Genomic DNA, 13,325 nt, shown 5'->3' with positions numbered 1-13,325 from the left:
GGCTTGCTTGGTTCGCTCTTTTTGTTGTGGTGGCTGTTTTTCTCCCCTCCCCCCCCCCCCCCCCCCCCCCCCCCCCACTACAGGCTCGCGGCCATCAGCTGCCGGACAGCATCCGGCGGATCTTGCGGCCCAGGCGGGTCAGGAACGAATCGCTGTCGTTGCCAGCACGCATCGGCTTGGCCTGTACCTGCACCGGGCCGTTGGTGTTGGCCACTGCCGGTGCTGCACCTTCGGCACCCTCGACCGGGCGACCGTGACGGCGACGGCGACGCTTGCGCGGTGCGCGCTCGCCTTCCACTGCCGGGCTGTTGGCGGCATTCGGCGCACCTTCGGCGGCCGGACGCGGCGGCTTGGGCGTGCCTTCGGCATTGGCCGGGGTGCCTTCGACGCGCGGCTTGCGCGGCGGACGCGGCTTGCCGTCGGCGCTGCGCTCGCCACGGCGTTCACCGGGCTTGCCACCATTGCGGCCACCACCACGACGGGCTTCGTCAGCGGCCTTCTGCTCGCGGGCTTCGCGGAAGATGGCGCCAACGCTTTCACCTTCTTCGCCTTCGGGCAGCGGCGCACGTTCCGGACGCGGCAGCGCGGTCATCAGTTCGGCGGTAACCGACTCGACCGGGATCTTCTGCTCGATGTAGGCCTCGATGTCCGGCAGGCTCATCGCATAGCGTTCGCAGGCGAAGCTGATCGCATCACCTTCTTCGCCCAGGCGCGCTGTACGGCCGATGCGGTGCACATAGTCTTCGGCGTCGAACGGCAGGTCGTAGTTGTAGACGTACTTGATGCCGTCGATGTGCAGGCCGCGTGCGGCCACATCGGTGGCCACCAGGATTTCCAGCTGGCCCTTCTGGAAGCGGTTGAGCAGGCTCTCACGCTTCTTCTGCGGCACGTCGCCGGACAGCACGCCAACGCGGTAACCGGCCTTTTCCAAAGCGCGCGCAACGCGCTCGACGAACACCTTGGTGTTGACGAACACCATGGTGCGGGCGCCTTCGCTGCGCGACAGCAGGCCGATCAGCAACGGCAGTTTTTCTTCGTCGGCCGGGAAGTAGATGCGCTGGCGGACGCGGTCGGCGGTGATGCTTTCGGTCTCCACCACCAGCTTCTGCGGCTCGTTCATGTGCTCGTAGGCCAGCTCCAGCACGCGGTGGCTGAGGGTGGCACTGAACAACAGGGTCTGGCGCGTGGTGCGCTCCGGCATGCGCCGCAGCAGGAAGCGGATGTCCTTGATGAAGCCCAGGTCGAACATGCGGTCGGCTTCGTCCAGCACGCAGATCTCGCAGGCGTGCAGCGACACCACCTTGTGCTGCTTGACGTAGTCGATCAGACGGCCGGGGGTGGCGATGATCACGTCCACGCCCTGCTGCAGCAGCTCGCGCTGCTTGTCGTAGTCCACGCCGCCGTAGACCAGCGCGAAGCGCAGGCCGGTGTCGGCAGCGAACTTCATCGCGTCCTTGTGGATCTGGATGGCCAGCTCGCGGGTCGGCGCCAGGATCAGCGCGCGCGGATCTTCCGGCTTGCGGTCGGCCAGCGCCGGACGGGTCAGCAGGCGGTTGGCCACGGCGACCAGGAAGGCCAGTGTCTTGCCGGTGCCGGTCTGGGCCTGGCCGGCGACGTCGCCGCCCGGCAGAGCCACCGGCAGGGTCAGTGCCTGAATGGGGGTGCAGCGGGTGAAACCCGCGCCTTCGAGGCCCGCCAGCAACGCCGGCTGCAGGTCGAAGGAGGAAAATGTCACGTCGGTTAGCGGTTTGTCGCTCATTGGTTTCGTCTTTGTAGTGCCAGCCGGTCAGTGTGGCCGGGCAGCTTGCATCGATTCGGGCACCGTCGCACACTGCGGCCCCTGCGCCGGGTCGCGCGACACCTGGGCCCTACCCACTGTCCGCGCAATGCCCCAGTTTACCGCAATGCGACCGCCAACCCGGCATGGGCAGTCGCATTGCACCAGGAGACTCCAAGTGAGCGATAAGGTTTTACACGTCGGCGACGCCGACTTCGACAGCGCCGTCCTGCAATCGAGCGAACCGGTCCTGGTGGATTTCTGGGCTGAATGGTGCGGCCCGTGCAAGATGATTTCCCCGGTTCTGGACGAATTGGCTGATGCCTATGACGGCAAGCTGAAGATCGCCAAGGTCAATGTGGACGAGAACCGCGCCACCGCGATCAAGTACCACGTGCGCTCGATCCCGATGCTGCTGCTGTTCAAGGATGGCCAGATCCAGGCCACCCAGATCGGCGCAGTCGGCAAGGGCCAGCTGAGCCAGATGATCGACAAGGCGCTGGTCTGACCCAGCATGGTCCGGCGGCGTCCTGCCGCCGGCCATTGGGCCGCCGAACCTCGGCCCAACCCGGGCATTTGGCCGCCAAACCGCGGCCCAACAGGGTTTTGCGGGCGCTTGCACCGCCGCGCTTGGCGGTGTTAGTGTCGCTACATCCGGCAGCATTCGCGTGCCGCACCCTCTGGACGGGTTCTCGTCCGGACCATCCCAACCAGTTCGCAGCCCCGCAGGGCGCTCGCACATCCAAGCGAGAGGAATCAAACACTTGTCCGAGAACACTCCTTCCGAAACCGGGAGCACCGACGCTCCTGTCGAGAAGCGCGTGCGCAAGCCGCGTGTTGCCAAAGCAGTTGAAGGTGCCGACAGCGGTGCCTCCGCTCCCGCCCAGCCAGCCCTGCCCTTGCCAGCTGCTCCCGCTGCTCCAGCGCCGGTAGCCGCCGCACCGGCACCTGCCCCGGTTGCTCCGCCCCCCGCGCCTGCCGCGACGGCGTCCAGCAATGAAGGCCAGGCCCCGGCCGCAGCCGCAGCCTCTGGCGACAACAACACCCAGCAGGGTGGCCAGGACGGTGGCGACGGCAACAACCAGCAGCGCTACGGTCAGAACAACCAGCAGGGCCAGGGCCAGGGCCAGGGCCAAGGTCAGGGCAACCGTCGCGACCGTTTCCGCAACCGTCGCGACCGTGACCGCAACCGTCCGCGTGACGACAACGGCATGGGCAACGACGGCGGCAACGACAATTTCGTTCCGCGCTCGATGCCGAGCGTGCCCGAAGGCTTCCCGGTCTATTCGCTCAGCGACCTGAAGAAGATGCCGGCGCAGAAGCTGCTGGAAATCGCCGAACAGCTGCAGATCTCCGAAGGCGTGGCCCGTGCGCGCAAGCAGGACGTGATCTTTGCCCTGCTCAAGGTGCTGACCCGCCATGGCGACGGCGTTGCCGCCGACGGCGTGCTGGAAATCCTGCCGGACGGCTTCGGCTTCCTGCGTGCGGCCGAAGCCAGCTACCTGGCCGGCCCGGACGACACCTACATCTCGCCCAGCCAGATCCGTCGCTTCAACCTGCGTACCGGCGACCACCTGTCCGGCCGCATCCGCTTCCCGAAGGACGGCGAGCGTTACTTCGCGCTGTCGATCGTGGACACCATCAACGGTGAGCCGATCGAAGCCTCGAAGAACAAGGTACTGTTCGAAAACCTGACCCCGCTGTTCCCGCGCAAGCGCTTCACGCTTGAGCGCGGCAACGGTTCCTCGGAAGACATCACCGGTCGCATCCTCGACCTGATGGCACCGCAGGGCAAGGGCCAGCGCGCCCTGATCGTTTCGCCGCCGAAGGCCGGCAAGACGATGATGATGCAGCAGATCGCCACCGCCATCACCACCAACCACCCGGAAGTGCACATGATCGTGCTGCTGGTGGATGAGCGCCCGGAAGAAGTGACCGAAATGCAGCGCACCGTGCGCGGCGAAGTGGTTTCCTCGACCTTCGACGAGCCGGCCGCGCGCCACGTGCAGGTTGCCGAAATGGTGATCGAGCGCGCCAAGCGCCTGGTCGAGCACAAGAAGGACGTGGTGATCCTGCTCGACTCGATCACCCGCCTGGCCCGCGCCTACAACAACGTCGTGCCCAGCTCCGGCAAGGTACTGACCGGTGGTGTGGACGCCAACGCCCTGCACCGCCCGAAGCGTTTCTTCGGTGCCGCACGTAACGTTGAAGAAGGCGGCTCGCTGACCATCATCGCCACCGCGCTGGTTGAAACCGGCTCGAAGATGGACGAAGTGATCTACGAAGAATTCAAGGGCACCGGCAACAGCGAAGTGCATTTGAACCGCCGCATCACCGAGAAGCGCGTCTACCCGGCCATCGACATCAACCGTTCCGGCACCCGCCGCGAAGACCTGTTGATCGAACCGGAGCTGCTGCAGAAGATCTGGATCCTGCGCAAGCTGCTGCACCCGATGGACGAAATCGCGGCGATGGAATTCCTGTTGGACAAGATGAAGAACACCAAGTCCAACGATGAGTTCTTCGGCTCGATGAAGCGCTGATTCCGGTTGGAGTTGGCTGCAGGCAAAAACCCCGCGCAAGCGGGGTTTTTGTTGGGCGTTGATTGGGTACCAACGCCGGCCTCGCGGCGCCCGCCCCACCTGTAGAGCCGAGCCATGCTCGGCTGGGGGCCTTCCCTGTAGAGCCGAGCCATGCTCGGCTGGGGCCTTCCCTGTAGAGCCGAGCCATGCTCGGCTGAGTCAGTACCGGTGAAGCCCCTGCCGAGCATGGCTCGGCACTACGACCCCCTCCCTTTGGCCGCAGGGGACCTGGGATCAGCTGCCCTGCAGCGGAGTCAGCAGGTGCGGGCCATTGTTGTCGACCAGGTTGACGCTGCCATCGGCCAGCGCGTCCGGCGAGAAACCCAGCTGCTCGGGCTCTTCGCGCCAGGGCGCACGCTCACGCGGGCCCGGCACATAACTCACCCAGCGCCCCTGTTCCTGGCCCTCGGGGGTCCCGTTGTCCAGCGAATAGCTCACCGGCACACGCACGTTCCAGAACGGCTGCGCGGCCGCAGGGCCTTGCGTCGGAACCCGGAAGGTCCACTGCCTGGCTCCGGCCAGAGCACTCTTGGCCAGCAGCTCGCGGGCACGTCGCTGATCGTTTTCCCTGCTGAGGAAGGTAAGGTTCACCTGCTCGGCAAACGCATCCTCGACCTTGCCGTCCCTGCCGATTTTGACCAGCAGGTAGACACTGCCGGAAATCCCGGCACGGAAAGCCTGCTCGGGATAGCGCGGCGGTTTCAGCGAGATACGCGCGATGTTCTCTGGATCGTCGGCATCGAGCCGCGCGAAATTGATGCCACGCAGGCTGACTTCATAGCGGTCACCTTCCACTTTGCGGGCGATGACGCGCAGACTCATCGGTGCCAGCGCGCGCACTGCCACGCCATCCTTGAGCACAGGTTCGAAGCGCCACCGCAAACCTGCATCGCGCACCATGCTCACCACCCCGGCGGGCAGCTTGTCCTCTTTGGCCAGCTGCACTGCGGATACGGACCCGTCGGCTTCGATAGTGATTTCGCCGCGGACCACCATGCTGCTTTCAATCCGCTCGCGTACCGCCGCGATACCGCCACTGCTCTGCGCCTTGGCAATTACCGGCATCGTAGCCATGAGTACCGCGCCAAACGCCACGGCCGCAAATACCTGTCGCATCTCACTTCTCCCTGTGTCCAGAAAGCGGATTAAAGCGCAGCCCATGGCCCGCGACAAGTCTCAGGCGAGCCGCAGCGCGCGCGGGTACGGCGGGGTATCCGGGTACCGTCCTTGCTGGAATCCGGCCTGCAGCCCCTGCCACCAGCCCGGATCAAACAGTTCACCGAACTTCTCCTGCACCACCTCCAACGACGACCTCGGCAAGCCCATGAACAGACCAAAGCGCTCAGGGAATATGTCGTTGGACGCGACATGGAACCACGGCTCGGCCGCCATCGCCTCCTGCTCGCTGCGCGGCTGTGGCCAATGGCGGAAATTGCACTCGGTCACCAGGCACAGTTCGTCATAGTCGTAGAACACCGCACGACCATGTCGCGACACGCCGAAGTTCTTCAACAACATGTCACCGGGGAAGATGTTGTTGCAGGCCATGTCGCGGATCGCCTGCGCGTAGTCGAGCGCAGCAGCGCGCGCCGCCTCGGCTCCCTGCTCGCGAAGGTACAGATTCAAAGGCCGGAAACGCCGCTGCACGTAGCACAACGCGATCTCGACCTCATCGCCATCGACGCGGACACTCTGGCTGCACTCCTGCACAAGTTCCTGCAACAGCGCGGGCGCGAACCGTTGCAGGGGGAAGCGCAGGTAGCGATAAGGCTGTGCATCCAGCAAGCGTCCGATGCGATCCAGATTGAAGACCAAGGCGTATTTGTCTTCAACATCCTGCCGACTCATCGTCTTCGGCCACGCAAACCGATCACGTATCAGCTTGAATACCAACGGGTAGCTGGGCAGGGTGAATACCGTCATCACCATGCCGGGGGTACCGTCAGCATGCACCAGCTGTTCGTTGCCGTGCTGCTGGAAGTGACTGAAGAAAGTGCGGTAACGCTCGGTCTTGCCCTGTTTGGCCCGGCCCAGCACCGTGTAGATCTCGTCCACCGGTTTGCCCGGCAGGATGCTGCGCAGGAACACCACTGCATCGGCCACGGTTGGCAGGTCGGTCTGGAAGTAGCTGCGTGACACGCCGAACAGATGTGCCACATCACGGCGTCGACTCAGCACCGCCTCCACGCGGATGCCGCTGCCATCGTTGACCAGCGCAATCACACACGGCGAGAACCGATGTTCACCGAACACACGCCCGACCAGATAGGCGCGACGCTCGCGGTAGAACACCGTCTGCAACAACTCGACCGCGCGCACCGGATACGTCCCCCAATGGGCAAGGTCATCCTGCAGGCGTACCGCGATGGCCGCTGCACAACGCAGCTGGTGCGAGTAGGGCACGTCAAAGGCGTAGTCGGCCAACAAGCGTGAGAACGCTTCGGCCGGGCGCGCCTCGGACACCGCATAAACATGCCGCGCAACCGGGTGGGTGATGGCGTCGGACGGCTCGATATCCAATGCCATGAACTCGATGTCGTCATCCACACCATGGGTAGCGAACAGACGGCGGGTGAGCGTGTTGTAGAAGGTCTTGTAGAGCTCGCCGTCGATACGGCCTTCGATCAACGTAGCGAAGCCCTGCTTGACCTCGCGCCACAACAGCCGCGCCTCGCTATTGCCCTGCAGCAGCTGATCCAGCTGCATGCGGCACTGCGCGACACTGAGGTCGTACAGCTCGATACGCTCCACTGCATCGGCTTTGGCTGCCGCCCAATCGCGATGCTGGAAGCGCTCACGCGCACGCCTGCTGACCCGCGCGAAGTCGCGGTGGTAATCCTCGAAGCCCTGCGCGATGCAACTGGCGATGCTGGCAGCCAAAGCGCTGTCGGTCGCCGACCCGGTCATGACGGCATGACCTGAGGTTGCCAAGGTGCTGGGTCAATGCAAGTACGGGGCGATCGCATGCGGGAGAACACCGGGGAGTTGCGCTGACCATACGCCACTGGCTGCTGTTCGGGACAGGTATGCGCACAGAGCCGTTCGCGGACTACGGGTCTTGCACCCAAAGCACACCCTCCCTTGCGCACAGCGCAGGGGGCGAAGAAGACCTGTTTGCGCGCCACTGGCGCGCAGCCTGATGAAGGCCCGAAGGCTGTGCCTTCGGGCCGGAAAGGTTGGGGAGAGGTGGCATGGCTTCGGCTTCGGCTTTAGCCCTTCTCCCGCCCGCGGGGTGAGAGGGGCAGCTTGCGAACCATTGGTTCGCTGCCCATCGAACGCCCTTGCGCCAGCGCAAGGGCCAGGGCGCGGAGCGAGGGTTGGGATGAGGGGAGCTTTGGCTTTGGTTTTGGCCCCACTGCAGCCACAGCTACTGCCGCCCTCACTCCCCGGACAACTCGGCCTGGATCTTGCGCCCACACTCGCGGGCGCTCCACAACACATGGCCAATCACGCTGCGCTGGCCGCAGGCAGCCATCAGCAGCAAGGAACCGCGCGGCAGCGGGATGGACTGCATCAACACCTTGCCTTCACTGGCCTCCAGCAGCAGTACGTCCATTGTCCCCAATGCGAGCTCCCGCCCCACCGCCGATGCCAGCGCCAGCATCGCACTGGTCATGGCAGCCAGTCGCTCCCCACTGGAGGTCTCCGTAGCCGCCCGGGCCAAGACAAAGCCGTCGACACTGGCGACCACGGCGGCACGCACGCCATCCACCGAACCGGTGAACTCCTGCAGCCGTTGGTCTATCGCGGCAACTTCCCAGTCCTCCAGCAGTGCTATCGCCTTTGCCTCAGCCATGAGCATCCACCAACGCAGCAGCCTCGACTTCGCCCATCAGCACATCCATCAGCAGCATCACCGCATCCTCCGAACGCGCATCGAATGGTACCAGTGGCAGCGGCCGGCCGGCGGTCTTCTGTGCCTGCAGCAGGCAGGCGTCAAGATCCACGTCCGGCATCAGGTCGAACTTGGAAACGCCAATCACCGCCGGAACTGTCGCGGCGTGCTCACGCAAGGCCAGCAGGTAGCGTTCCATCTCCTGCGCCACGTCGGGGCTGGAGGCATCTGCAAGTATCACCACGCCACGGGCGCCCTGCAGCAGGACCGGCCAGATGAAGGAAAAGCGCTCCTGCCCCGGCGTGCCATACAGGCGCAGGCGATCTCCATTGGGAAGATTTACATCGGCATAGTCCATCGCCACCGTCGTTGCCAGCTTGGAAGAGCTGGCATCGGTGTTGAGTACATCGGTATCAATGACCGTGCCGCCGGCTACAGCGCGCACCAAGGTCGACTTGCCCGCCCCCATGGCGCCCAGAATCACTACCTTGTGTTCGATCATGCATGGGTCCCTGTGCGTTGACGAACGCTGCGCCACATCCGCGCCAGCAAGGCGCTGGCCCCGACCTTGACCGGCACCGGCGGCGGCGCAGCGGCCGGCTCCGGTACCTGCACCGTGGCATAGCCGCACAGGTAGGCCGAGCGCATGAAGGCGCGGGCCGCGTCGCTGTCCAGCTCCAGCAACTCGGTACATTCGGCCAGGGTGCAGGGCCTTTTTAGCAGCAGCGAGCATAGCCGGAAGCCATCGTGCTGATGCGCAAGCACGCGGAAGTCCGGCCAGCGCAGCAGGCTTACCCGCGCGTGCTGCTGCAGGCGTCGATCGAAGTCGGTCCAGTTGTCACCATGCTGTGCCATCTGCCAGAGCAGCGGCCGCAACGGTTGCCGCGACAGGTTCTCCGCCAGCGCCTGGAAACGCGCCAGCGACAGCTCCTGCAAGGCCAGCAACTCGAATACATCACCCAGTTGCTGGGCAAGGCTGGGCCCCTGCGCTGGGTGCACGTAGAGCGGCACCATCTGGTCGTGTTCGAAATCAATCAGCAGCTGTGGTTGGCCCTGCAATGACAGCACCGCACGGCCCTGCTTTTCCTGCAACCGCCGCCGTAGCAGGCGGGTGACCTGCTTGGCGCCGCTGGCCAGGTACAAGCCATCGGTGGTGGTTGCTGCAGGTGGTGGTGCCAGTGCACTCTGGATCTGCGCCTGGTCCAGATGCAGTGCCGTGTTGCTGCGGCCGTCGTGGACCGCACCCTCGTCATCATGCAGCCACAGCCGCATCGCCGGCCGCTTGCTGGCCATGTGCTGGGCAGCACTGCGCAACGCCGGAGTATCGCGCACCAGCAGCAGGTCGCATTGGTCCAGGTCCACACAACGTTGCAGGCCCTCTGGCGGCAAACCCGCAATCTCCCTCAATCGCCCGAGAAGCGTCTGCTCCTCACGGGTGTCCGAGCCCACTACCAGCACCCTGGTCATGCCCTCTTCCCCTTTCGACGCGCCCGCGTCATGCGATTCCCTGCGTGTCGAATCAGGCTATTCCAGAAGCTGCATGTGAAAGGGTGATTGGACCCACACTTCGATTTTTCAGTGCAGCTCCCACTACTCGACCTTGGTCGTATCTACACACCGTCATCACGCCGAAAACAAGAAAGCCTGCATCGGTGCGGGATGCAGGCTTTCGATGTGTAACAGCAGCTACAACATGCTGCCGTCACTCTTACGCGGATCAGGCCTTGAGGCTGGCAATGGCCGCATTGAGGGTGACGCTCGGGCGCATCGCCGGGCCGACCTTGGCCAGGTCCGGGCGGTAGTAGCCGCCGATGTCCACGGCCTTGCCCTGCACCGCCGCCAACTCGTCGACGATCTTCTGCTCGTTGCTGGTCAGGGCCTCGGCCAGCGGCGCGAACTTGGCCTTCAAGGCGGCATCGTCGTTCTGCTCGGCCAGCGCCTGTGCCCAGTACATGGCCAGGTAGAAATGGCTGCCGCGGTTGTCGATGCCACCGAGCTTGCGCGACGGCGACTTGTCGTTATCCAGGAACTTGCCGTTGGCGGCATCCAGCGCATTGGCGAGCACGGTGGCGCCCTTGTTGTCATAGCGCTGGCCCAGGTGCTCCAGCGACGCCGCCAGGGCCAGGAATTCGCCGAGCGAATCCCAGCGCAGGTAGTCCTCTTCGACGAACTGCTGCACGTGCTTGGGTGCCGAACCACCGGCGCCGGTTTCGAACAGGCCGCCACCGGCCATCAGCGGCACGATCGACAGCATCTTGGCGCTGGTGCCCAGCTCCAGGATCGGGAACAGGTCGGTCAGGTAATCACGCAGCACGTTGCCGGTCACCGAAATGGTGTCCTGGCCCTTGCGGATACGCTCCAGCGACACCGCAGTGGCTTCTTCCGGCGACAGGATGCGGATGTCCAGGCCATTGGTGTCGTGATCCTTCAGGTAGGTCTCGACCTTGGCGATGACCTGCGCATCGTGGGCACGCTTGGCATCCAGCCAGAACAGCGCCGGGGTGTTGCTCAGGCGCGCGCGGCTGACGGCCAGCTTCACCCAATCCTGGATCGGCGCGTCCTTGGTCTGGCACATGCGCCAGATGTCACCGGCTTCGACAGCATGCTCGAACACGACATTGCCGGCCTCGTCGGTGACCTTGACCACGCCATCGGCAGCGATCTGGAAGGTCTTGTCGTGCGAGCCGTATTCTTCGGCCTTCTGCGCCATCAGGCCGACGTTCGGCACCGAGCCCATGGTCGCCGGGTTGAATGCGCCGTGTGCCTTGCAGTCGTCGATGACGGCCTGGTACACGCCGGCGTAGCAGCGGTCCGGGATGACGGCCTTGGTGTCCTGCAACTTGCCTTCGGCGTTCCACATCTTGCCGGAGTCACGGATCATCGCCGGCATTGAGGCGTCGACGATCACGTCCGACGGCACGTGCAGGTTGGTGATGCCCTTGTCCGAGTTGACCATGGCCACGGCCGGACGCTTGGCGTACTCGGCGGCGATATCGGCCTTGATCGCTGCCTGCTCGGCTTCCGGCAGCTGCGGCAGGCGCGCGTACAGGTCGCCAATGCCGTTGTTGGAATCGAAACCAACCTGCGCAAGGCTGGCGGCGTGCTTGCTCAGCACGTCCTTGTAGAACTCGTCGACCACGACGCCGAACATGATCGGGTCGGAGACCTTCATCATGGTCGCCTTCAGGTGCAGCGAGAACAGCACGCCCTGCGCCTTGGCATCGGCGATCTGTGCATCAACGAAGGCCGCCAGCGCCTTGCGGTTCATCACCGAGGCGTCGACGATCTCGCCAGCCTTGACCGCGGTCTTGGCCTTCAGCACGACGGTGTTGCCGTCGTTCTGTACCAGTTCGATCTTCAGGCTGCCGGCGTTGGCGACGGTGGCCGACTTCTCGCTGCCGTAGAAGTCACCGCCGTCCATGTGCGCGACATGCGACTTGGAGTCGGCAGTCCAGGCGCCCATGCGGTGCGGGTGCTTGCGGGCGTAGTTCTTCACCGACAGCGGTGCGCGGCGATCGGAGTTGCCTTCGCGCAGTACCGGGTTGACCGCACTGCCCTTGATCTTGTCGTAGCGCGCCTGGATGTCACGCGACACGTCATCGGTCGGTGCGTCCGGGTAGTTCGGCAGGATGAAGCCCTGCTCCTGCAGTTCCTTGATCGCGGCCTTGAGCTGCGGCACCGAGGCCGACACGTTCGGCAGCTTGATGATGTTGGCTTCCGGCTTGGTGGCCAGCTCGCCCAGTTCGGCCAGATCATCGCTGATCTTCTGCTCGTCCTTCAGGAAATCCGGGAACTGCGACAGGATGCGGCCGGACAGCGAGATGTCGCGGGTTTCGACGGCAATGCCGGCGGTCGCGGTAAAGGCATCGACGATGGGCAGCAGCGACTGCGTGGCCAGGAACGGAGCTTCGTCGGTGAGCGTGTAGATGATCTTCGGCGTATTCGACATGGGGGCAAAAACTCTCTTGCTGACGGATGCGGTGCGTGGAATGGCAGCGGCGACTGGGCAGGCGCACGGCCATCCAGTGGGCCGGCGCGCAATCCCTACCCGGCTGCCGGATGAGGAAACCCTCGCATTGTCGCGTTTTCGACCGGAGCGGGCAAAGTAAATCCATACGCCAAGGTAGGGAAAGACTTGCCGTCCGCGCCGCGAGGTGGCGCAGGCCTTGTGCCGTCTTGGCTCGCGCTGTATGCCGCGGTGGTGGTCTCAGCTGCAACCACCCGCGCTGTACGCGGACAGGTGTAGACAGTGCGCAGATCAAGGTTCGCGCGACAAGCAGTTCACTGGAGCGGAACAGGATTGGGTTGCATGTGGGAGCGGCGCCAGCCGCGACGCTGAGGTTGCTCAAACCTCTTCATTTGATGATGTCCCTGCTTCGCGGCTGACACCGCTCCCACAAGAAAAATCCGATGCCGGAACCAAACATCGGACTCCGGGCGACTCAAATGCTGAAGTGAACAGTTCTACGGTTCACGCGGATAAAAAAAGGCGCAGCCTGGTGGCTGCGCCCATGCGTATCACCGGCGGGAGAGAGTTGCGCCGGCTAACGCCTTACTCACTTCACCTCGAACTGCTGAGGCGTACCGGCAGCCTTGCCATCGACGGTGACGTCGGCGGTGTACTTGCCCGCCGGCCACGGCTTCGTGTTGGTGAATTCGATATTGGTGGTGCCGCTATCAGTAGCAGTGAGCGAAGCACTCTTCTCACCGGCCGTCTGACCATCCTGATAGACCAACTTGGCGGCAACCGGCACATTGCTGGCGGCGCCACTGGTCTTCACCGAAACAATGATCTTGTCCTTGGCGGCCAATACAGCAACTGGCGCCACTGACATATCCGCCGCCGCAGCGTTACCAACAGTCACCGCGGTAACCGCGAGAACCGGCGCTGCAGGTGCGGCCTCAACCATTGGCGCGGGCGCGGTCGCAGCCGGCGGCGGGGTCGGCGCAGCTTCTTCTTTCTTCTTGCAGCCAACCAGTGCCACGGCACCGACCACAGCGATCATCAGGGCACTGCTAAGGATGCTCTGAACAATTCCTCGGCGACAATAGCGCAAGGTTCGACGGATGACGACGATGCAGCTGAGCTTCGGGGACGCGGAACACACGGGCAAGCGGAAGAAGACGCGAC

The 13,325-nt window shown here is 64.3% G+C and carries 10 protein-coding genes; 2 read left to right on the top strand and 8 right to left on the bottom strand.

Annotated elements, in window-relative coordinates; all coding sequences use genetic code 11:
* Window positions 1–94: 94 nt before the first annotated feature.
* Window positions 95–1,759 carry an ATP-dependent RNA helicase RhlB gene (rhlB, locus tag ACVOL0_RS18795; protein ID WP_481550373.1) on the bottom strand — a complete coding sequence of 555 codons (1,665 nt, stop codon included), beginning with the start codon at window positions 1,757–1,759 and terminating at the stop codon, window positions 95–97.
* A gap of 196 nt (window positions 1,760–1,955) precedes the next feature.
* On the opposite strand from rhlB, the gene trxA reads away from it, so the two are divergent.
* Together trxA and rho are read left to right on the top strand one after the other, a co-directional pair.
* A complete protein-coding gene (gene trxA / locus ACVOL0_RS18790; RefSeq protein WP_057628040.1) occupies window positions 1,956–2,285 on the top strand; it encodes a thioredoxin TrxA in 330 nt (109 codons plus the stop codon).
* A 256-nt stretch (window positions 2,286–2,541) separates the two neighbouring features.
* A complete protein-coding gene (rho, locus tag ACVOL0_RS18785) occupies window positions 2,542–4,320 on the top strand; it encodes a transcription termination factor Rho (RefSeq protein ID WP_481550372.1) in 1,779 nt (592 codons plus the stop codon).
* A gap of 273 nt (window positions 4,321–4,593) precedes the next feature.
* Here the strand turns inward: rho and ACVOL0_RS18780 are convergent, their stop codons facing one another.
* The 7 genes from ACVOL0_RS18780 to ACVOL0_RS18750 form a co-directional block, all read right to left on the bottom strand.
* Window positions 4,594–5,475, bottom strand: coding sequence for an energy transducer TonB (locus tag ACVOL0_RS18780; protein WP_481550371.1), 882 nt, complete (start codon window positions 5,473–5,475; stop codon window positions 4,594–4,596).
* 60 nt (window positions 5,476–5,535) lie between these two features.
* On the bottom strand, window positions 5,536–7,266 hold the full coding sequence (gene aceK / locus ACVOL0_RS18775) for a bifunctional isocitrate dehydrogenase kinase/phosphatase (RefSeq protein ID WP_481550370.1): 1,731 nt from the start codon (window positions 7,264–7,266) through the stop codon (window positions 5,536–5,538).
* 472 nt (window positions 7,267–7,738) lie between these two features.
* Entirely contained in the window at window positions 7,739–8,155 is a 417-nt protein-coding gene (locus ACVOL0_RS18770) for a roadblock/LC7 domain-containing protein (RefSeq protein WP_481550369.1), read from the bottom strand.
* Window positions 8,148–8,696 carry a GTP-binding protein gene (locus ACVOL0_RS18765; protein WP_313174438.1) on the bottom strand — a complete coding sequence of 183 codons (549 nt, stop codon included), beginning with the start codon at window positions 8,694–8,696 and terminating at the stop codon, window positions 8,148–8,150. Before ACVOL0_RS18765 ends, ACVOL0_RS18770 begins: the two co-directional genes overlap by 8 nt.
* Window positions 8,693–9,661 carry a hypothetical protein gene (locus ACVOL0_RS18760; RefSeq protein WP_481550368.1) on the bottom strand — a complete coding sequence of 323 codons (969 nt, stop codon included), beginning with the start codon at window positions 9,659–9,661 and terminating at the stop codon, window positions 8,693–8,695. Before ACVOL0_RS18760 ends, ACVOL0_RS18765 begins: the two co-directional genes overlap by 4 nt.
* A gap of 250 nt (window positions 9,662–9,911) precedes the next feature.
* A complete protein-coding gene (locus ACVOL0_RS18755) occupies window positions 9,912–12,143 on the bottom strand; it encodes an NADP-dependent isocitrate dehydrogenase (protein WP_481550367.1) in 2,232 nt (743 codons plus the stop codon).
* 607 nt (window positions 12,144–12,750) lie between these two features.
* Complete coding sequence (locus tag ACVOL0_RS18750) at window positions 12,751–13,200, bottom strand: hypothetical protein (protein WP_481550366.1); 450 nt, start codon at window positions 13,198–13,200, stop codon at window positions 12,751–12,753.
* Window positions 13,201–13,325: the final 125 nt, after the last annotated feature.

It is taken from the genome of Stenotrophomonas sp. STEN021 (genome assembly GCF_056760175.1).
The sequence above is the reverse complement of the archived record's forward strand: the minus strand, read 5'-3'. Positions and strand labels throughout refer to the sequence as shown.